Genomic DNA, 18552 nt, shown 5'->3' on the forward strand with positions numbered 1-18552 from the left:
CCGCTAAGCCAGCCCTTGATGAAACGGCATTTCTATCTGGTCGCAGGCTGGGCGTCGTTGGGGCTTGGCGCGATCGGCGCCTTCCTGCCGTTGCTGCCGACGGTGCCGTTCGTCATTCTCGCTGCCTTTTGCTTCGCCCGCTCGTCGCCGCAGCTCGAAAACTGGCTGCTGACGCATCCGCATTTTGGGCATCATATCGTTGCGTGGCGCGAGAAAGGGGCGATCAGCCGCAAGGGCAAGGTCGCCGCGACGGCCGCTTTTGCATTCAGCATCGTGTTGGCCGCCGTCCTTTCACCCTGGCCGTGGGTGATGGCTCCGGTGGCCGCCGCCGCGGTGACCGGAAGCTGGATATGGACGCGGCCGGAAGGCTGACGGATCAAGTCTGGGGTGACGAGGAGATACTGGTCAGGGGCTTGACCTTGCGAGGCGCGGCGGCAAGAGAAGAACCGCCGGGTCGCGCCGGGCAAATTGCTGGACCCTCTTGGCCCGCTCGCCTAAGGACGACGCGAAACCGATGCACGCCTATGCCAATCCCACTCGCTTTCTGGCGATTGCCAAGCCGTTGACGCCTTGGCTGCTCGGTATCGGGCTGTTGCTCGTGCTCGCGGGCGGCTGGGCCGGGCTCGCGATGGTCCCGGGCGATTACAAGCAGGGCGAAACCGCACGCATTCTCTATGTTCATGTGCCGTCGGCGTGGCTCGGCATGGGCGGCTGGACCGCGCTCGCGATCACCGGATTGGTGCAACTGGTCTGGCGGCATCCGCTTTCGGGCATCGCCGCACGCGCGATCGCGGTGCCGGGGATGCTGTTTTGCGCGCTGTGCCTCGCGACCGGATCGATCTGGGGCCGCCCGACCTGGGGAACCTGGTGGGAATGGGACGGGCGGATGACCTCGATGCTGGTCCTGCTATTCCTCTATGCTGGCTTCATCGCGCTGACCAATGGCGATGAGGGGCAAAGGCAGGGCGGTTCGCTGTCGCGCGGCGCGGCTATCTATGCGCTGGTCGGCGCGATCAATATTCCGATCATCAACCGCAGCGTCGTGTGGTGGAACAGCCTGCATCAGGGGCCGAGCATCACCTTGGGCGGTTCGAGCATCGACGGTGCGTTGCTGTGGCCATTGGGCTTGACCGTATTGGGTTTTTCGCTGTTATTCGGCGCCATCGTGCTGATGCGGATGCGGCGGATTATCGCCGACAATCGCGTTGCGGCCCGATTGCGGCGGCTGGCCGACGACGAGGGGATTTGAGGCGTGACGGGGGTAATCAGCGGGGGCGGGCAATGGGCATTTGTCGCCGCGGCCTATGGGCTGACGGTCGTGCTGACCGGGGCGGTGCTGTTGACGAGCTGGCGCGCGATGGAAAAGGCCGAAAAACGCAGTGATGCGCTGCGAAAGGATCGTAAGTGAAGGCCAAGCATCAACGGCTGATTCTGGCGCTGGTCGCGCTCGGCGGCGTTGCGGGTGCGGGTGTACTCGCGGCCAGCGCGCTGCGCGATGAGGCCGCCTATTTTCGGACCCCGGTCGAGATCAAGGACGGCAAGGCGGTTGTCGACGAGCCGATGCGGCTGGGCGGCATGGTCGCCAAGGGCAGCATCAAGCGCCAAGCCGACGGCCTGACGATCCGCTTTGTCGCGACCGATGGCAAGGCATCGGTCCCGGTCGAATATAAGGGCATCGTCCCCGACCTGTTCGGTGAGGAGAGCGGCATGGTCGCCGACGGCCGGATGCGCGCCGACGGCACATTTGTGGCCGACCGCATCCTCGCCAAGCATGACGAACGCTATATGCCGCCGCAGATGGGCGATATGCCGAAGAATATGAAGGCGCCGACAACGACATGATCGCCGAACTCGGTCTGGCCCTGCTATGGATCGCCGCGGCGCTCGCGTGCCTGTCGCTGGTCGCCGGGACTTTGTTCCTGCGCGGCGGTTCGAAGGATCTGGCGGCACTTGTCCGGCCGGCGAGCGTCGCGCAAGGCGTGCTCACCGCGGCGGCGTTCGGCTTGCTGATCACCCTATTCGTGCGCTCCGACATGTCGGTCGAGCTGGTCGCGCGTAACAGCAACAGCCTGAAGCCGATGATCTTCAAAATTGCAGGGACGTGGGGCAATCACGAGGGGTCGATGCTGCTCTGGCTGATGATCCTGTCGCTGTCGGGCGGGCTGATCGCGATCTTCGAGCGGCGCCTGCGCGAAGACACGCTTGTGGCGACGCTGGCTGCGCAGGCGGCACTGAGCTTGGGCTTCTTTGCTTTCCTGTTGTTTTCGTCGAATCCTTTCAATCGCTTGCCCGTGGCCCCGCCCGATGGACAGGGGCTCAATCCGCTGTTGCAGGATATCGGTCTCGCCTTCCATCCGCCGACGCTCTACGTCGGCTATGTCGGGCTGTCGGTCGCGTTCAGCTTCGCCGTCGGCGCGCTGATCACGCGCGAAATCGGCCCGGCCTTTGCCCGCGCGATGCGGCCGTGGGTGCTCGGCAGCTGGATTTTCCTGACGCTGGGTATCACCGCGGGCAGCTATTGGGCTTATTACGAGCTCGGCTGGGGCGGCTGGTGGTTCTGGGATCCGGTCGAGAATGTCTCGCTGATCCCGTGGCTTGCGGGCGCCGCCTTGCTCCATTCGGTTGCGGTCACGGCCACCCGCAATGCCTTGCGCGCGTGGACGGTGATGCTCGCCGTGATCGGTTTTTCGATGTCGATGGTCGGCACCTTCATCGTCCGCTCGGGACTGCTGACTAGCGTTCACAGCTTTGCGGTCGATCCCGAGCGCGGCACCTTCCTCCTTGCGCTGATGGCGATCTATATCGGCGGCGCTTTGACGCTGTTCGCGCTCCGCGCCGGGAGCGTCGCTGAGGGCAAGAAGTTCGCGTTGCTGAGCCGCGAAGGCTCGCTGGTCATCAACAATCTGCTGCTGACGACGATCCTCGCGCTCGTCCTGCTCGGTACGCTCTACCCGATCGTCGCCGAGGCGATGGGCGAGAAGATTTCGGTGGGACCGCCCTACTATAACAAGGTCGCGGGTCCGCTCGCGCTGATCCTTTGCCTTGTCATGGTCGCGGGTCCGCTGCTCAGCTGGCGCAAGGACGATGGCAAGAAGCTGTGGTCGCGGCTTCCTCTGGCGATCTTTGCCGGCGCGGCCGTGCTGTTCGCGTTGATCCTGTTCGGCGGCAAGGTCGGTATCCTGCCGCTGCTCGGCATGACGGTGGCGGGTGTCGTCGCGGTCGCGAGTCTGGCGCCCCTGTGGGGTCGGAACCTGCGCCGGACGCCGCTGCCGACATGGGGCATGGTGATCGCGCATTTCGGCGTCGCGGTGTGTCTTGCCGGAATGGGCGCCGAGAGCGCCTTCATCAAGGAACGGCTGGTCGCGGCGGCACCCGGCGAGGTGGTCAAGGTCGGCGATTTCGACGTGAAGTTCGTCGGGGTCAAACCGGTGGCGGGGCCGAATTATACCGCGATCGAGGGCACGCTGGTTGCGACGACATCGTCGGGAACCAGCTTTACGATGCGGCCCGAGGCGCGGACTTTTCCGGGGCTGATGGGCACCGCGCCGACCGAGACCAACGAGGCGGCGCTCCTGACGCGGCCGGGCGGGCAACTTTATGCCGTGCTGGGGCAGCCGGTGACGAGCGACGACGGTAGGGCTGACCGCTACCAGATCCGGCTGTGGTGGAAGCCGTTGGTGTGGTGGATCTGGCTGGGCGGCGCGTTGATCGCGGTCGGCGCTTCGCTATCGCTGCTCGGCCGTGCGCAGTTGCTGAACATCTGGCGCGCGCGGCGCGCGCGCAAGTCCGAGGAACGTTTCGCGCCATGAAGAAGCATTGGGTCCTTTTTGTTCCACTCGCGATCATGGGGCTGCTGTTCGGCGCCTTTGTCTATCGGCTGACGGTTCCGGGCGAAAAGCTGATCGAGTCGCAATGGATCAATAAACCGATGCCGCTGTTCGACCTGCCGCCCGCAACCGCGGGCGTCGAAGGCCTGAAAAGCAGCCAACTTGCCGATGGCCGGCCGCGGCTGGTCAATGTGTTTGCGAGCTGGTGCATCCCGTGCCGCGCCGAGGCGCCGCAGTTGGAGGCGCTAAAAGCCGCAGGGGTGCCGATCGACGGCATCGCGATCCGCGACCGGCCCGACGATGTCGCGATGTTCCTGCGCGAATATGGCAATCCGTTCGACCGCATCGGGTCGGACATGCAGAGCAGTGTCCAGATCGCATTGGGGTCGTCGGGCGTGCCCGAAACCTTCCTGATCGATGGCAAGGGAATCATTCGCGAGCAGATTCAGGGGGTGATCCTCGCCGATCAGGTGCCCGAGATCGTCGCCAAGCTCGAGGCGATGAAGTGAGCTTGCGGGTCGTCCTTCTCTGCCTGCTCGGCGCGCTTGCGCTGCCGCTGGCGGCGCAGGACCGCCTGCCGCCCGCGCCCTATGCCTATCAGCAGCTCAAGGATCCAGCGCAGGAAGCGCGCGCCAAGGCTTTGATGGAGGAATTGCGCTGCCTCGTCTGTCAGGGGCAGTCGATCGCCGACAGCGATGCGCCGCTTGCCGGCGACATGCGGCACGAGGTGCGCAGCAAGATCGCTGCCGGTGAGAGCTCCGCCGCGATCAAGACCTGGCTGGTGGCGCGCTATGGCAATTGGGTTAGCTATGATCCGCCGTTCGATGCGGCGACGGCCTTTCTTTGGCTTGGGCCCTTGCTGTTCCTCGCGCTTGGCGGATGGCTGGCGTTCGGCCGGTTTCGCCGCGGCGAGAGTGATGCGGAGGACGCGGCATGATCTGGTTCTGGGTCTTGCTCGCCGCGGCATTGACGATCGGCGGCATCCTCTGGCTTGGCAAATTGCCCGCCGCGGCGCGGCCGCTGGCGGGGGCGGCGGTGATGCTGGGGCTCGCGGGCTATGCGTTGCAGGGCCATCCGTCACTGCCGGGCAAGCCGGTCGCGGCGGCGGTGGAGCCCGAGGGCTTCGGCGAGGCACTGACCGACCAAAGGCAGGGGATGGCCGACCGTTTCGGCCCCGCGTCGCAGTGGCTTGGTATGTCGGATGGCTTTGCACGCACCGGCAAGACCGAACTCGCGGCACAGACGCTCGAAAAGGGGTTGGAGAAATATCCCGACAATGTCGACCTGTGGGTCGGGCTGGGCAACGCGCTGGCGGCGCACGGCGGCGGCGTGATGTCGCCCGCCGCCGCGCTGGCGTTCGACGAGGCGGCGAAGCGCGATCCGTCGCACCCGGCGCCGCCCTTCTTCGCCGGGCTGGCGCTCGCGCAGGGCGGCGACCTGAAAGGCGCCGAGGCGGTGTGGACCCAGTTGCTGGCGCGCAGCCCGGCCGACGCGCCGTGGCGGCCCGACCTCGAGATGCGGCTGGCGCAATTGCGTCAGGCGTTGGGACCGCAATTGCCGCCGACTTCGGCACCGGCCGATGGGTCTTGATTTGAAAGCTATTCCAACCGCCTTTGCTCGTCTAAAGGCCCGCGATGACTGTTGAGTCGCAACAGACGGCCCATTATGGCCAGGGACATCATAGCGACGGCAAGCTGAAGCTTGCCGTTGGGGCCGTCGGCGTCGTGTTCGGCGACATCGGCACCAGCCCGCTTTACGCATTTCGCGAAACCTTTGCCGGCCATCATCCGATCGAGCCCGACCGGTTGCATATCTATGGCGTGCTCAGCCTCGTCTTCTGGTCGATGATGCTGGTCGTCACCTTCAAATATGTGATGACGATCATGAAGGCCGACAACAAGGGCGAAGGAGGCAGCCTCGCGCTGCTGGCGCTGATCAGCCGTTCGTCGGGCGAGAAGCGCTGGACGTGGCCGATCATCCTGCTCGGGGTGTTCGCGACCGCGCTCTTCTATGGCGACAGCATGATCACCCCGGCGATGTCGGTGCTTTCGGCGACCGAGGGGCTGAGCTATGTCAACAAAGGGTTCGAACCCTATATCGTGCCGATCGCGCTGGCGATCCTGATCGGGCTGTTCGCGATCCAGGCGTATGGCACGGCCAAGGTCGGGGCGCTGTTCGGGCCGATCATGCTCGCCTATTTCGTGATGCTGGCGATCCTGGGGCTGATCCATATCGTCGACCATCCGGGGATCATCCTCGAAACGCTGAACCCGGTGAACGCGCTGCGGTTCTTTTACGTCGACGGATTTACCGCCTTTATCGCGCTCGGCGCGGTGGTGCTGGCGGTGACGGGCGCCGAGGCGCTTTATGCCGACATGGGGCATTTCGGGCGCGGGCCGATCGGGATCAGCTGGCTCGCCTTTGTGCTGCCCGCGTTAATGCTCAACTATATGGGGCAGGGGGCGATGGTGCTCGAAGCGGACATGGGACCGCGCGCCGACCTGATCGCCGACCCCTTTTTCCAGATGATGCCCGACGCGTGGCAGGTGCCCGTCGTCATCCTCGCGATCCTCGCGACGATCATCGCCAGCCAGGCCGTGATTTCGGGCGCCTTCTCGCTGACCCAGCAGGCAATCCAGCTCGGCTTCATCCCGCGCCTGCGCGTCGAGCACACCAGCGCGTCGGCGGCAGGGCAGATCTATATTCCGGTGGTCAACTGGTTCCTGATGATCATGGTTATCATCCTTGTCCTCTTCTTTGGGTCGTCGAGCAATCTTGCCGCCGCCTATGGCATCGCGGTGACGGGGGCGATGTTCATCGATACCTGTCTGCTTTCGGTCGTGCTCTTCACGCTGTGGAAGTGGCCCGCGTGGAAGGCGCTGCCGGTGCTCGCGGTCTTCTTCATCGTCGATATCGCCTATTTCGGGGCCAATCTGATCAAGGTGCCCGACGGCGGCTGGGTTCCGCTGGCGATCGGGCTGATCATCTTCACGATGCTCACCACCTGGTCGCGCGGACGCAAGCTGATGCAGCAGGAAATGGCCGAAGGCGCGATGCCGATTCCGGTGTTCGTCAAATCGGCGGCGAACAGCGCGACGCGCGTCCCCGGCACCGCCGTGTTCATGACGTCGAGCAGCGACGGCGTACCGCACGCGCTGCTCCACAACCTGAAGCACAACAAGGTGCTGCATCAGCGGATCATCCTGCTGACGATCAAAGTCGCCGACGTGCCGTTCGTGCGCGAGGAAAATCATTGCGCGCTGGAAGATCTGGGGCAGGGTTTTCACCGGCTGATCCTCAACTATGGGTTCATGCAGCCCATCGACGTGCCCGATGCGCTGAAGCGCGTGACGAGTTGTGGCGGCGAGTTTAAGATGCTGGAAACCAGCTTTTTCCTGTCGCGCCAGACTCTGATCGCGGCGAGCAAGCCGGGCATGCCGATCTGGCGCGAAAAGCTGTTTGCATGGATGCTGCGCAATTCGGAAAGCGCGATGGAATATTTTCGCCTGCCCACCAATCGTGTCGTCGAATTGGGAAGCCAGGTCGCGATCTGATTTTGCGCGCGGGGGTTAACTTCCCGACATGCGGTAATAAGCGTTTGAACATCGGCGCCAGTCTTGCGATGCAAGGGCGATCCAAAAAAGGCCGCGCAACACCATGGATGTCGGCAATAGCGATAGATTGATCCTGCCGGTTCCGCCCGAGCCCTTTGCCCTGATTGTCGGGGCCGGGATGCAGGGCGGATCGGACGACAGCCTCGAAACCTCGCTGCGCCATATGGGACTGCGGCCCGAGCGGGTCGGCGCGCCGGATTCTGACGTTGTGTCGCGGATCGGGACGCCCTGCTTTCGTCTGACATTCGGTGCCGTGTCCGTTCTGACGGGCCCCGCGGCTGCGGCGGCGCTGGACCTTTCCGACCCCGAGCACCCATCGACCAGCCTGCTCGCAGCCAGTCTGCCCCGACGATGGCGCGATCAAGGCGCGTGCTGGGTGTTCATCCCGGAGCGCGATATCGAACGCGATGGAGCGGAAGCGCCGCCGGTCGAGACGCCGACGCGAATGCGCGAATTTTTCAAGATGATGGTGCTGTTGATCGACCTGTTCGACGCCAGCCATATTTTCTGGTCACCCGCGCGCCTATGGTCGGACGCTCCACAGTTTCGGGCGTCGATCGCCGAAATGCTGGCCAGCGGCATGCCCCCGGTCCTCCACCTTGTCGCGTTCCGGCGTCAAGAGACGGACGACGGCGCGAGCATCGGGACGCGGGGGCTGGCGGTCTTCGCCGGCCAGGAACTGGAAGCGCGCATCCCCGGTGGCTGGACGGTTGCCGAAATGGTCCGGCGGCTTTCGCGGCTGGCGCTCGACATGATGCTGAACGGCCCGGTTCGCCACGCGCGGACGATGCGCGGACTGGAAGCGGGCGAATGGATCGATGTGTCGCCGATGACGGGCGGAAGGGGCCAGCGATCGAGGGTGCTCGTCGAGTTCGGCCGCGACAATTGACGCCGACGCGGGGTTGGCAGGGGGCGCCACCGCCGCAAACCGGGTTTCAACGCCATCATCTCATCCCGATCTCACTGCTGCATCGCCCGCAAATGGCGGCGATGTTCGACCAGTTACAGATCGAGAATTTCGCACTCCAGCATTTCGGACGCAACGGGTTGATGCTGCCCGCGTGCGAACCTGTGGCGTTGCGGTCGGGTCATGCCCTGCATCGCGGACCGCACCATGGCTATAGCGATGTCGTTGCGGCGCGGGTTGAACGGATCAGGGCGCATTTCGCCGTACAGGCGCCAGCCGACATGCGATTGGCGCGACGCACGGCGGTGATGCGGCTGCGCCTACTACAGGATACGACGCGCCGTGCGCTGACTGACCGGCACGGCGCGGGTTTCTGGCTCAACCGGCGCGATCCCATGCGATTGTTCGTCGATCGCCCCTATCTCGATGCGGCTATCGACAAACTGTTTGGTCCGTAGCGTGCGACGCGGACTTTCGACCGTTTAACGACATTCCGCCTAAGGTCTGGTAACTAGTCATCGCGGGCTGCCTGCATCAGCCGCGCGAAAATCGTGAGGGGCAGAGCGAGATGATGGAGAGTTTTGGGGCACTGGTTGGCTGGACACACCATGATGCGGGTGACCGTATAATGCTCCGGCTCGAAAGCGTACAGTCTTCGGAAGCGGCCAGGAAGCACGACCCCGATTTGTTTCGGTTTCTTATGACCAAGCAGCAAGCGGCCATCTTGGGCAATTATCTGGTGCGGCTTTCCGGTCAGCCGCCAGTCATTCCCAAAAAGCGGAGTTGGTTTCGTCGTTACTTTGGCTGACGGGGCCGTTTGCCATTGAGTTGAGCGGCGGGGAGACAGTCCGCATAGCTCATAGCCGAACCTTCGCCTCGAGTTCGCGGCGCGCCGCAAGATATTGCGCTTCGAGCTCGGCGACATATTCGGCGACGGGGCGTACCGCGGTGACTGGGCCGATGCCCTGACCCGATCCCCAGATATCCTTCCACGCCTTGACCTTGGTGTTGCCGCCGGAGCCGAAGTTCATCGTCTTGAGGTCGCCTTCGGGCAGGTTTTCGGGGTCCATCCCCGCCGCGACGATCGACTGGCGGAGGTAGTTGCCGTGGACGCCGGTGAAGAGGTTCGAATAGACGATGTCGGCGGCGCGACCTTCGACGATTCCGTTCTTGTAGCCCTCATCGGCGTTGGCTTCGGCGGTCGCGATGAACGCGCTTCCGATATAGGCGAGGTCGGCGCCGCACGCCTGCGCGGCGAGGATCGAGCGGCCGTGGCCGATTGCGCCCGACAGCGCGACGGGGCCGTCGAACCATTCGCGGATTTCCTGGACGAGCGCGAAGGGCGACTGGCGACCGGCGTGGCCGCCCGCGCCTGCGGCGACGGGGATCAGACCGTCGGCACCCTTTTCGACCGCCTTGCGCGCGAAGCGGTCGTCGATGACGTCATGGAGCGTGATGCCGCCCCAGCCGTGCACCGCTTGATTGAGTTCTTCGCGCGCACCGAGCGAGGTGATGGTGATCGGCACCTTCCATTTTTCACAGGTCGCGATGTCGTCGAGCAACCGATCGTTTGATTTGTGGACGATCTGGTTGACCGCATAGGGCGCCGACAGGCGATCGGGATTGGCGCGGTCCCACGCGGCGAGTTCCTCGGTGATCTGATGCAGCCATTCGTCGAGCAGCGACTGAGGGCGCGCGTTGAGCGCGGGGAAGCTGCCGACCACGCCGGCCTTGCATTGCGCGATAACAAGCTCCGGACCCGACACGATGAACAACGGCGAGCCGATGACGGGCAGACGCAGGCGGTCGAAAATCGGGGGAAGGGCCATGAATCACTCTCCGGTTACAGTTTGAAGCTAACCTTAACGTAAACGGAAGGTCGTGCAAGCCGGTATGAGATAGTCTCGACCTGACGACGCAAGGGGCGCCGTGCGGGGCGCCCCTTGCGTCGTTTTGGCGATGTCAGGCCGCGGGGCGTCGGCTGGCCTTGAAGGCCAGATAGCCGAGGCCGATCATCGCGATCAGCAGCACGCCCTGCGCTGCGGCGAACGGCGGTTCGGTGCCATTGGGGGCGAGCGCATTGAGCGCGGGGACTTTCAGGAAGGACTGGACGACCAGCACGAACAGGTTGAGCCAGAGCGCCATCGTTGCGGTGACGGCATAGATCGGCGCGGCGCGGTCGGTGAGCTTGCGGGCGTACCAGGCCCAGAAGGCGATCGCGAGCACCAAGGTCGAGACGATCCCCGTGCCGAGCGCCGGCGTGAAGGCAAGGATCGGAAAGAGGAAACCGGTCAGGCTGGTGAGCAACGTGAACCAGAGGAAGATGACGTTCGTGCGGGGCAGGATGCGCCCCCGGGCGAAAGCGGGGAGGGCGATGAGGCCGGCGATAATGCCGACGAAGCTGATCAGCACGTGAAGCGTGGTGAATTGCGGGATGGTCAGACCGAGAATCATGGCACGTCTCCTTTAGAGGTGAGGAGGCGCGGTCGGGGGCCCGCGCCTCTTCCTTATCAGCTGTTGATGAAGTCGAGAAGATCGGCATTGAACCGATCCTGCTCGGTGACGGTCAGACCATGGCTGCCGCCCTCATAGACCTTGAGCACCGCCTGCTTGACGATCTTGACGGTCGAGAGCGCCGCGGCGCCGATCGGCACGATCTGGTCGTCGTCGCCGTGGAGGACCAGCGTCGGCTTGTCGAACTTCTTGAGGTCTTCGTTGAAGTCGCTTTCCGAAAAGGCGCGGATGCTGTCGAGCAGGCCCTTGAGGCCGCCGTTCATGCCTTGCCGCACGAATTCGTCGCGCACCGCTTCGCTGACCGCCGCGCCGTCGCGGTTATAGCCGTAGAAGGGCAAGGTCAGGTCTTTGAAGAACTGCGGCCGGTTTTCGAAGGTGCCCTTGCGGATGCCGTCGAAGACGTCGAGCGGCAGGCCGCCGGGATTGGCTTCGGTCTTAAGCATCAGCGGGGGAACCGCGCCGATCAGCGCGACCTTGGCGACGCGGGCGGTGCCGTGACGCCCGATATAGCGGGTGACTTCGCCGCCGCCGGTCGAGTGGCCGACGAGGATCACGTCCTTGAGATCCAGCTGTTCGATCAGTTCGGCGAGATCGTCGGCATATTGGTCCATATTATTATTGTCCCAGACCTGGTCCGAACGGCCATGGCTGCGGCGGTCGTGGGCGATGGTGCGGAAGCCCTGATGGGCGAAGAAGACCATTTGCGCGTCCCAGGCGTCGGCGCTGAGCGGCCAGCCGTGCGAGAAGACGATTGGCTGAGCGTCCTTCGGACCCCAGTCCTTGAAGAAGATGTTGGTGCCGTCCTTGGTGGTGATCGTGGTCATGTTGTGGTTCCTTTCGCTTCGAGAGGGGCGGGGTGTCCGTCCCGATGGACAGGAGATAGGCCAGTCCGACCTTGCGCGGGATTGGCGGATACGACATTATGCGGGTCAAATCCGACAAAGGAGGCGATATGCCCAGATTGAAGGTGCCGGACGCCCCCGCTGCGATGATCGAAGTCGGGATGATGCTTTATCCCGACTGCCAGACCGGAATGGTCCACGGGATTAGTGACCTGTTTCATATCGCGGGGCGCTTCGCGGTCGATCATGGCCGGGCGCCGATCCGCGTCAGCCACTGGCGGTTGCGGGACGGAGGGGGCTTTGCGCGCTGTTTCGACAGCCACCCAGCTGAGCCTGCCGGCAATTCGCCCGCGGTCTTGATCGCGCCGGGGAGCCTGCACAAGCTGCTCGAGGCCGAGGAGGTGGTGCCCTATGCGCGCTGGCTGCTCGACCGCCATGCGCAGGGCACGGTGCTGGCGTCGAATTGCGGCGGGTCGTTCGCGCTCGCGGCGACAGGGTTGCTCAGCGGTCGGCCAGCGACGACGCACTGGTTCTTTGCCGAGGAGTTTCGGAGCCGCTTTCCCGATGTGCAGCTGGAGGCCGACCGGATGGTGATCGACGACGGCGATATCGTGACGGCTGGCGGATTGATGGCGTGGACGGATCTGGGGTTGCGGATCGTCGAAAGATTGCTGGGCCCGACGGTGATGATGGAGACCGCACGCTTTCTGCTCATCGATCCGTCGGGGCGCGAGCAAAAGAATTATGCGAGCTTTGCGCCGAAACTGAGGCATGGCGACGAGGCGGTGCTGAAGGTTCAGCACTGGCTGCAGTCGCGCGGGGCGGGCCCGGTCGCGGTTCCCGAGATGGCGGCGGAGGCGGGGATGGAGGAGCGCACCTTCCAGCGCCGCTTCAAGGCCGCCACCGGCATGACCCCGGTCGAATATGTACAGCATCTGCGCGTCGGCAAGGCGCGCGAGCTGTTGGAATTCACGCGGCGTACGGTCGACCAGATCGCCTGGTCGGTCGGCTATGAGGATGCCGCCGCGTTCCGCAAATTGTTCCACCGCCTGATCGGCCTGTCGCCGAACGAATATCGGCACCGTTTTTCGACCCCGCAGTCGCTGGCCGAGGTCGCCTGATTTTTTTTGGGGTTTCGTGTCGATTTTGTGGCGGCTCGTTCGTCGTGTTGGCAGGAGCCGCTGTTGGCCCGATCAAAAAGGAGATGGACGATGCGTGTAATGGTCTTTGTCAAAGCGACCGAGGACAGCGAAAAGGGCCTGCCGCCGACCGAGGACATGACCGCGATGTTCGAGGCGATGGGCAGATATAACGAGGAGCTGGTCAACGCCGGGGTGATGGTCGACGGTGACGGGTTGAAGCCCTCGTCGTTCGGCAAGCGGATCGCGTTCGACGGCGCGAGCCGGACGGTGATCGATGGCCCCTTTGCCGAGACGCGCGAACTCGTCGCGGGCTATTGGGTCTGGGAGGTCAAGGATATGGACGAGGCAGTCGCATGGGCAAAGCGCTGTCCCAATCCGATGCCGGGGCCAAGCGATCTCGAAATCCGGCCTTTCTATGAATTGGAAGATTTCGGCGACGCGGTGACGTCCGAGGTCGCTGAACGCGATCAGCGGCTGCGCGACAAACTCGCTGGCGAATGATCTTTGATGTCCGCCTCCATGCTTGCCTCGCCAGCGATCTTCGCTGACAAGGCGGGGATGGCGGCAGACGAAACCCATCGGGCGATCGAGGCGGTGTTCCGAATCGAGCGGGCGCGGCTGATCGCCGTGCTCGCCCGGATGACTCGCGACGTCGACCGCGCCGAGGAACTGGCGCAGGAGGCGCTGGTCATCGCGCTGACCGAATGGCCGAAGACCGGGGTACCCGACAATCCGGGCGCCTGGCTGACCGCCGCGGCGAAGCGGCGGGCGATCGACGGGGTTCGGCACCATGCGATGCTTGAGCGCAAGCACGCCGAAATCGCACGTGAACTGGACGAGGAGCGCGACATGAGCGCAGACGCCATTGCGGCGGCGCTCGACGATCCGCTAGGCGACGAACTGCTCGGGCTGATCTTCGCCGCCTGTCACCCCGTGATTTCGCGCGAGGCGCGCGCTGCGCTGACGCTGCGTCTGGTCGGTGGGTTGACGGTCGAAGAAATCGCGCGCGCTTTCCTGTCGAACGAGGCGGCGATCGCGGCGCGGATTACACGGGCCAAGAAAGCGATTGCCCAAGCCGGGGTGGCGTTCGAGGTGCCGCATGGGGCGGAGCTTTCGGCGCGGCTCGGGTCGGTGCTCGAAGTTGTCTACCTGATCTTCAACGAAGGATATGCCGCGACCGCGGGGCCGTCGCTCGTCCGCCCGCCACTCTGCGCCGAGGCGCAGCGGCTCGCGCGCATCCTCGCCGGGTTGATGCCCGAACAGCCCGAGGTACTGGGGCTGCTTGCGCTGATGGAGATTCAGGCGTCACGGCTGGCGGCGCGGGCCGGGCCCGACGGGCGCTTTGTGCCTTTGACCGAGCAGAACCGGGCGCGGTGGGACCAGTTGCTGATCCGCCGCGGGCTCAATGCTTTGGAGCGTGCCGAGACGCTGGGCGGGAGCGAGGGACCTTATGCATTGCAGGCGGCACTAGCGGCGTGTCATGCCCGCGGCCGCTCGGCCGACGACACCGATTGGGTCCGCATCGCCGCGCTTTACGATCGGTTGGGACGAGTGATGCCGTCGCCGGTGGTCGAACTCAATCGCGCGGTCGCGCACAGCATGGCGTTCGGTCCGGAAGCCGGGTTGCGGCTCGTCGACGAGATCGCCGATCGGGCGGCGCTTCGCCATTATGCGCCACTACCCGCTGCTCGCGGCGACTTCCTGCTCCGCGCCGGGCGGCCAGGCGAGGCAAGGGCGCAATTCGAGGCAGCGGCGGCGCTGACAAATAACGAGCGCGAACGCGACTTCCTGCTCGCGCGCGCGGCGGCGTGCGCCGGATGACGTCGGTTCGTATGGAGACGATGGGAACCGAGGCGCAGCCGCTTGTAATCCTCGACGATTTCGCACCCGATCCCGATGGCTTGCGGCGTTTCGCAGAGGCGGCCGGCTTCACACCGGCGCTCAACCATTTTCCCGGTGTGCGTGCGGCGTTGCCCGCCGAATATCTGGCGACCCAACTACCGCTCATCGCCGCCGCGGCCGCTGAAGCGTTCGGCCGGACCGGGCCGGTCGCCGTCGTCGACGCGAGCTTTTCGATCGTCTCGACCCCGGCAGGCGCCCTGACCATCCCCCAGCGCCTGCCGCATGTCGACGCCTTTACCGAGGATCGCATCGCGCTTGTCCATTATCTGTCGCTCGAAGGCGGCGACGGCACTGCCTTTTTTCGCCACCGCGCGACGGGGTTCGAGACAGTGGGCGAAAGGCGGCGCGACCTGTTCTTTCGTCACCTCGATATTGAAATGCGCCACGGCGGAGTACCGCCGCCCGGATATGTGCTGGGCGATACGCCATTGTTCGAATGCTTCCGTACCGAGTCAGCACGCTATAATCGGGCGCTGCTCTATCGCAGCTGGAACCTCCACAGCGGGGCGATCTCGCCTGGGAATGCGCTGTCGATGAAACCCGGCGCCGGGCGGCTGACGGTAACCGGCTTCTTCTCCATCGGTTAAAGCCGCGTCCACCGTGATTTTGGCACAGCTTCGCGACGATTTCCGGCCGATGTTCCGGAACGGGACAACGGCCCATCGCACTTCGGTGTAAGTCCGGCGACGAACGCCCTATGGGCGCCCCGCCTTTCCCTTTGAAATATGGATAGTAACGCCCGTGGCCTTGACGACCCGCATCCTGTTCCCCGCCGCGCTGATCGCGGCTTCGCTGGCGCTTCCCGTGCTGGCCCAGAGCAAGCCGATCACCGGTGTCGAGGCGCTGCGCGAGTGGAATCTGGTCGTCCTCGGCAATCTGGAATCGTCTTCCGAGGTCGAGGGGCGGACCTTTGTCGGCGGCAATCTCAGCGGCAATTCGTCGAATTACGGAATCCGTGCGACGACTTCGCCGAATGGACAGCCGGGACTGACCGTCGTCGGCAACGTTACCGGCAGCCACAAGAATCTCAACAACGGGTCGGGCGCAGTGATCGGCGGCAATGTGTCGAGCGGCTTCAACCTCAACGGCCCGAGCCAGACGGTGAAGGTCGGCGGGACGATCAGCAAAACCAACGTCAACCAGAACATAGTGATTTCGAATCTCGATGCGAGCAATCCGGCGTTCGGACTGGGGCTGCAACAGAGCAAGGCCGAGTTGAAGAGCAGTATGGGCAGCCTGTCGTTCGAGATGGGCACGCTCAAGTCGAACAGCCAGCTGACGGTGCAGGGCAACCGCGGCACTTTCACCGCGCAGCCGAATGCGCAGGGGCTGGCGGTGTTCAACATCACCGCGGCCGACCTCGACAGGATCGGCGAGATCCAGTTCAACCTGAACGGTGCCGACACCGCGATCGTCAACGTCACTGGCCGGTCGATCAACCTCAACGATAATTTCCTCGGCGGCACGAATAATCTGGGCGAGCGGGTGATCTGGAACTTCCCCGAGGCCGAGACGCTGTCGCTGTCGACCGCATGGGGCGGATCGGTGCTGGCGCCGCTCGCCGATGCCGAAACGCGCAATTATATCCAGGGGTCGGCGGTGTTCGGCAACCTGAAGCAGAATGGCGAGATGCATATCGGGACGTTCAAGGGCGGATATGCGACGTTGCCGACGGGCGGCGGGTCGAGCGGCGGTGACAGTTCGAGCGGTGGCGGCGCGACGCCGGTTCCCGGGCCCGGGATGGTCGGCCTGTTCGGGCTGGGGGTTGCGGGGCTGATGCTGCGGCGTCGGCGTCGGCGCTAATATCCCCCCTGCGCGCCCGGCGGACGATAGAAGCGGTGGCGGGTGACCGCGCCGTCGATAAGGTGACCGCGCAGGCGCAGACGCATTTCCTCGGCGCCGGCGGCGGTGGTGCAGATCAGGCGGGTGCCGCCCGACTGGAGCGGCTCGATCGCGCTGATGCTGACCCCTTGCGACAGGCAGATGTCCTTCACCTCGTCTTCGGGCAGCGCGAGGTTCATCGCGCGGCTCATTCGAAGCCCGGATCGCGACCCCACGCCCGGATCGCGGTGGCGACCTGTTCATAGCCCTCCGCGCTGGCGGTTGCGAGCGCGAGCGGGCGGCCGCCGAGTTCGGCGTTTTCGGTGTTGAGGAAGGCGATCGCGGGGTCGCGCCCACCCATGGTCAGGAAGGCGAGCTGGCTGATGTCGCCCTGTCGCCGCGCGTCGTCGCGGGGCAGCGCGGTGCGGCTGGGGCGGAAGAAGCGGTTCGAGCGGGTTTTTGCGGGCGCGGCTTCGTCGGCCGGAGCAGGGGCGGCCGTGTCGCGGTCGGCAGCGTCGAGGTCGGCGGGGCTGTTATCGGTGGTCATGGGGCGCGGCTCCTTCTTGTAAGCGGGAGCGCCTATGTCTCCCAGCCGCGACGGCCTACGAAAAACGCGTGCCGCGATAGGGTGTATATGGGGACGCGGCCGGGAATTGTAAGACGGGGAAACCGCGGTTCTTCGACCGCTACCGTCAAGTCGTTTGTCGATTCGGAAGGGCTGCCGGTCGAACGGATCGGGGCCGACGACGCGCCCTATGGCAATGATAAGGAATAGTTTTCGGACATTGCGCGTCGTCATGGAGGTGCTGTTCGTACGTCCGCGCGGGCCAGAGCGCGGTGAGGAGATGCATCAAGACCCAATCGCTTTTCGCCCCGGCGGCGGTCACGGCTGGACCAGCCGTCGGGACCGCCCCCTTCGTTTCCCCCACCGAAGGTTCTCCCCCATGAAGTTCCCCCAGCAATATTCCAGCGGCTCCGGCGACGGCGAATGCGACTGTCTGCCGCGTCCCGATGCGCCAGCCGAATCCCCCGTTCTGACGACCTTTGTGCTGCGATATCAGGATGCGTGGTTCGGGATGGAGAAGCGCGTTGCGTTCGAGGCGCAGGATGTCGCCGCGGCGCTGGTGATGATGGAGCGCGAGCCGATCGGCGCATGGGCCGAATTGACGCAGGGCGGCGAAATAATCTGCCGCCGCGGGTTCGAACCGGGCGGGGCGGCCGATTATTGGGTCGTCGACTAGCCGCGCGGCGGCGCGGCCCTTCGCCGGCCTTTCCTCAGCCACGCCCGCGAAGCCGCTTGACGAGCCGGAAGCCCGCATAAGCGAGCAGGGCAACAAGCGAGCCATATATTACCAGCCCGATCGCCAGCATCTGCAGGTCGCGCCAGTGCGGTGGAAGCGCGCGCGGCGGGGCATTCAACGCGATGTAGACGACAAGCGCGGCGCCGATCCCGATCCATTGCCGCGCGCTGACGGCAAAGCCGCGCGCGATCTTTTCGTGGCGCGTGAGCGCACGCACCGGGGCGTTATGCGCGACCGCCTTCCACACCCGATATTTGAAGCGGGCGCGGATGATGCGCTGCGCGATCGCCACGTACCACCAGCCGAACATCGCGAGCAGCCCGAGCCCGACGAACAAGGGCATCGCATAGGCGAGACCGACGGTGGAAAAGAGGATGAGCAGCAGCACCGACGCCCAGACCGACCGTCCGAAGCGGCGGGCGTGCCGATCGGCAAGCAGCGTGAATTCGGTGACGAAATGCACCGCCTCGTCCTCCGACACCAGGCGCCCTTCGCCGCCCGGCGACGTCGAATAGACGAGATGCCCGGTCTCGCCGCGAAAGCGAGTGAGAAAGTCGGCCTTCTCATTCTCCAGCGATATGTTCTGCGCGGCCATCGGCGTTTCCTATCCGGGCGAGGGTAACGATCGGCCTAACGCGGTGAAGCGTCGGCGCTGCCTGCCCATGTTGCCGCCGCGCCGCGC

The 18552-nt window shown here is 64.8% G+C and carries 22 protein-coding genes and 1 pseudogene; 17 read left to right on the plus strand and 6 right to left on the minus strand.

Annotation, left to right across the window (positions count from 1 at the left end):
* The first annotated feature begins 18 nt into the window (after positions 1-18).
* From AC3A43_RS01360 to AC3A43_RS01410, 11 genes are all read left to right on the plus strand, one after another.
* Positions 19-372: a YbaN family protein gene (locus AC3A43_RS01360; RefSeq protein ID WP_487790755.1), complete on the plus strand. Its 354-nt coding sequence runs from the start codon at positions 19-21 to the stop codon at positions 370-372.
* A 142-nt stretch (positions 373-514) separates the two neighbouring features.
* On the plus strand, positions 515-1249 hold the full coding sequence (gene ccmC, locus AC3A43_RS01365) for a heme ABC transporter permease CcmC (protein WP_487792002.1): 735 nt from the start codon (positions 515-517) through the stop codon (positions 1247-1249).
* Positions 1250-1252: 3 nt separating this feature from the next.
* Entirely contained in the window at positions 1253-1408 is a 156-nt protein-coding gene (locus AC3A43_RS01370; protein ID WP_487790756.1) for a hypothetical protein, read from the plus strand.
* Positions 1405-1842, plus strand: a complete 438-nt coding sequence (ccmE, locus tag AC3A43_RS01375) for a cytochrome c maturation protein CcmE (protein WP_487790757.1) — start codon at positions 1405-1407, stop codon at positions 1840-1842. Before AC3A43_RS01370 ends, ccmE begins: the two co-directional genes overlap by 4 nt.
* Positions 1839-3809, plus strand: a complete 1971-nt coding sequence (locus tag AC3A43_RS01380; protein WP_487790758.1) for a heme lyase CcmF/NrfE family subunit — start codon at positions 1839-1841, stop codon at positions 3807-3809. The genes ccmE and AC3A43_RS01380 overlap by 4 nt, the downstream gene beginning before the upstream one ends.
* The gene (locus AC3A43_RS01385; protein ID WP_487790759.1) at positions 3806-4336 is read left to right on the plus strand and encodes a DsbE family thiol:disulfide interchange protein; all 531 of its coding nucleotides are present in this window, start codon (positions 3806-3808) and stop codon (positions 4334-4336) included. The genes AC3A43_RS01380 and AC3A43_RS01385 overlap by 4 nt, the downstream gene beginning before the upstream one ends.
* Positions 4333-4764 carry a cytochrome c-type biogenesis protein gene (locus tag AC3A43_RS01390; protein ID WP_487790760.1) on the plus strand — a complete coding sequence of 144 codons (432 nt, stop codon included), beginning with the start codon at positions 4333-4335 and terminating at the stop codon, positions 4762-4764. The genes AC3A43_RS01385 and AC3A43_RS01390 overlap by 4 nt, the downstream gene beginning before the upstream one ends.
* Positions 4761-5417, plus strand: coding sequence for a tetratricopeptide repeat protein (locus AC3A43_RS01395; protein WP_487790761.1), 657 nt, complete (start codon positions 4761-4763; stop codon positions 5415-5417). Before AC3A43_RS01390 ends, AC3A43_RS01395 begins: the two co-directional genes overlap by 4 nt.
* Before the next feature lie 44 nt (positions 5418-5461).
* Positions 5462-7381, plus strand: a complete 1920-nt coding sequence (locus tag AC3A43_RS01400) for a potassium transporter Kup (RefSeq protein ID WP_487790762.1) — start codon at positions 5462-5464, stop codon at positions 7379-7381.
* A gap of 103 nt (positions 7382-7484) precedes the next feature.
* Positions 7485-8330 (plus strand): hypothetical protein, encoded by an 846-nt coding sequence (locus tag AC3A43_RS01405; protein ID WP_487790763.1) that lies wholly within the window; start codon positions 7485-7487, stop codon positions 8328-8330.
* A complete protein-coding gene (locus AC3A43_RS01410; RefSeq protein ID WP_487790764.1) occupies positions 8252-8806 on the plus strand; it encodes an AHH domain-containing protein in 555 nt (184 codons plus the stop codon). The genes AC3A43_RS01405 and AC3A43_RS01410 overlap by 79 nt, the downstream gene beginning before the upstream one ends.
* Before the next feature lie 399 nt (positions 8807-9205).
* On the opposite strand, the gene AC3A43_RS01415 is transcribed toward AC3A43_RS01410, so the two are convergent.
* The 3 genes from AC3A43_RS01415 to AC3A43_RS01425 all read right to left on the minus strand — a co-directional run bounded on the left by AC3A43_RS01415 (position 9206) and on the right by AC3A43_RS01425 (position 11686).
* The gene (locus AC3A43_RS01415; protein WP_487790765.1) at positions 9206-10177 is read right to left on the minus strand and encodes an NAD(P)H-dependent flavin oxidoreductase; all 972 of its coding nucleotides are present in this window, start codon (positions 10175-10177) and stop codon (positions 9206-9208) included.
* A gap of 133 nt (positions 10178-10310) precedes the next feature.
* Positions 10311-10802, minus strand: a complete 492-nt coding sequence (locus AC3A43_RS01420) for a hypothetical protein (RefSeq protein WP_487790766.1) — start codon at positions 10800-10802, stop codon at positions 10311-10313.
* 56 nt (positions 10803-10858) lie between these two features.
* The gene (locus AC3A43_RS01425; protein ID WP_487790767.1) at positions 10859-11686 is read right to left on the minus strand and encodes an alpha/beta fold hydrolase; all 828 of its coding nucleotides are present in this window, start codon (positions 11684-11686) and stop codon (positions 10859-10861) included.
* A gap of 128 nt (positions 11687-11814) precedes the next feature.
* Between AC3A43_RS01425 and AC3A43_RS01430 the strand changes: the two genes are divergently transcribed.
* The 5 genes and pseudogenes from AC3A43_RS01430 (at position 11815) to AC3A43_RS01450 (ending at position 16551) form a co-directional block, all read left to right on the plus strand.
* Positions 11815-12825: a GlxA family transcriptional regulator gene (locus AC3A43_RS01430; RefSeq protein ID WP_487790768.1), complete on the plus strand. Its 1011-nt coding sequence runs from the start codon at positions 11815-11817 to the stop codon at positions 12823-12825.
* A 90-nt stretch (positions 12826-12915) separates the two neighbouring features.
* Positions 12916-13266, plus strand: a pseudogene (locus AC3A43_RS01435) (YciI family protein); the annotation flags it as partial.
* An 87-nt stretch (positions 13267-13353) separates the two neighbouring features.
* Entirely contained in the window at positions 13354-14667 is a 1314-nt protein-coding gene (locus AC3A43_RS01440; RefSeq protein ID WP_487790769.1) for an RNA polymerase sigma factor, read from the plus strand.
* Positions 14664-15335, plus strand: coding sequence for a DUF6445 family protein (locus AC3A43_RS01445; RefSeq protein WP_487790770.1), 672 nt, complete (start codon positions 14664-14666; stop codon positions 15333-15335). The genes AC3A43_RS01440 and AC3A43_RS01445 overlap by 4 nt, the downstream gene beginning before the upstream one ends.
* A gap of 160 nt (positions 15336-15495) precedes the next feature.
* Complete coding sequence (locus tag AC3A43_RS01450; protein WP_487792003.1) at positions 15496-16551, plus strand: choice-of-anchor A family protein; 1056 nt, start codon at positions 15496-15498, stop codon at positions 16549-16551.
* Here AC3A43_RS01450 and AC3A43_RS01455 read toward each other — a convergent pair.
* A complete protein-coding gene (locus AC3A43_RS01455) occupies positions 16548-16769 on the minus strand; it encodes a hypothetical protein (protein WP_487790771.1) in 222 nt (73 codons plus the stop codon). The genes AC3A43_RS01450 and AC3A43_RS01455 overlap by 4 nt on opposite strands.
* 8 nt (positions 16770-16777) lie before the next feature.
* Positions 16778-17116, minus strand: a complete 339-nt coding sequence (locus AC3A43_RS01460) for a hypothetical protein (RefSeq protein ID WP_487790772.1) — start codon at positions 17114-17116, stop codon at positions 16778-16780.
* A 397-nt stretch (positions 17117-17513) separates the two neighbouring features.
* On the opposite strand from AC3A43_RS01460, the gene AC3A43_RS01465 reads away from it, so the two are divergent.
* Complete coding sequence (locus AC3A43_RS01465; protein ID WP_487790773.1) at positions 17514-17810, plus strand: hypothetical protein; 297 nt, start codon at positions 17514-17516, stop codon at positions 17808-17810.
* A 34-nt stretch (positions 17811-17844) separates the two neighbouring features.
* Here AC3A43_RS01465 and AC3A43_RS01470 read toward each other — a convergent pair whose 3' ends face one another.
* Positions 17845-18465 carry a hypothetical protein gene (locus tag AC3A43_RS01470; RefSeq protein ID WP_487790774.1) on the minus strand — a complete coding sequence of 207 codons (621 nt, stop codon included), beginning with the start codon at positions 18463-18465 and terminating at the stop codon, positions 17845-17847.
* Positions 18466-18552 lie beyond the last annotated feature (87 nt).

The organism is Sphingopyxis sp. Soil_C_28 (genome assembly GCF_057657055.1).

Excerpts from the sequence above, each read along its gene's own strand:
- AC3A43_RS01360 (WP_487790755.1), top strand. The coding sequence starts at position 19 with ATGAAACGGCATTTCTATCTGGTCGCAGGCTGGGCGTCGTTGGGGCTT.
- ccmC (WP_487792002.1), top strand. The coding sequence starts at position 515 with ATGCACGCCTATGCCAATCCCACTCGCTTTCTGGCGATTGCCAAGCCG.
- AC3A43_RS01380 (WP_487790758.1), top strand. The coding sequence starts at position 1,839 with ATGATCGCCGAACTCGGTCTGGCCCTGCTATGGATCGCCGCGGCGCTC.
- AC3A43_RS01385 (WP_487790759.1), top strand. The coding sequence starts at position 3,806 with ATGAAGAAGCATTGGGTCCTTTTTGTTCCACTCGCGATCATGGGGCTG.
- AC3A43_RS01395 (WP_487790761.1), top strand. The coding sequence starts at position 4,761 with ATGATCTGGTTCTGGGTCTTGCTCGCCGCGGCATTGACGATCGGCGGC.
- AC3A43_RS01400 (WP_487790762.1), top strand. The coding sequence starts at position 5,462 with ATGACTGTTGAGTCGCAACAGACGGCCCATTATGGCCAGGGACATCAT.
- AC3A43_RS01405 (WP_487790763.1), top strand. The coding sequence starts at position 7,485 with ATGGATGTCGGCAATAGCGATAGATTGATCCTGCCGGTTCCGCCCGAG.
- AC3A43_RS01410 (WP_487790764.1), top strand. The coding sequence starts at position 8,252 with ATGGATCGATGTGTCGCCGATGACGGGCGGAAGGGGCCAGCGATCGAG.
- AC3A43_RS01415 (WP_487790765.1), bottom strand. The coding sequence starts at position 10,177 with ATGGCCCTTCCCCCGATTTTCGACCGCCTGCGTCTGCCCGTCATCGGC.
- AC3A43_RS01420 (WP_487790766.1), bottom strand. The coding sequence starts at position 10,802 with ATGATTCTCGGTCTGACCATCCCGCAATTCACCACGCTTCACGTGCTG.
- AC3A43_RS01425 (WP_487790767.1), bottom strand. The coding sequence starts at position 11,686 with ATGACCACGATCACCACCAAGGACGGCACCAACATCTTCTTCAAGGAC.
- AC3A43_RS01430 (WP_487790768.1), top strand. The coding sequence starts at position 11,815 with ATGCCCAGATTGAAGGTGCCGGACGCCCCCGCTGCGATGATCGAAGTC.
- AC3A43_RS01440 (WP_487790769.1), top strand. The coding sequence starts at position 13,354 with ATGTCCGCCTCCATGCTTGCCTCGCCAGCGATCTTCGCTGACAAGGCG.
- AC3A43_RS01445 (WP_487790770.1), top strand. The coding sequence starts at position 14,664 with ATGACGTCGGTTCGTATGGAGACGATGGGAACCGAGGCGCAGCCGCTT.
- AC3A43_RS01455 (WP_487790771.1), bottom strand. The coding sequence starts at position 16,769 with ATGAACCTCGCGCTGCCCGAAGACGAGGTGAAGGACATCTGCCTGTCG.
- AC3A43_RS01460 (WP_487790772.1), bottom strand. The coding sequence starts at position 17,116 with ATGACCACCGATAACAGCCCCGCCGACCTCGACGCTGCCGACCGCGAC.
- AC3A43_RS01465 (WP_487790773.1), top strand. The coding sequence starts at position 17,514 with ATGAAGTTCCCCCAGCAATATTCCAGCGGCTCCGGCGACGGCGAATGC.
- AC3A43_RS01470 (WP_487790774.1), bottom strand. The coding sequence starts at position 18,465 with ATGGCCGCGCAGAACATATCGCTGGAGAATGAGAAGGCCGACTTTCTC.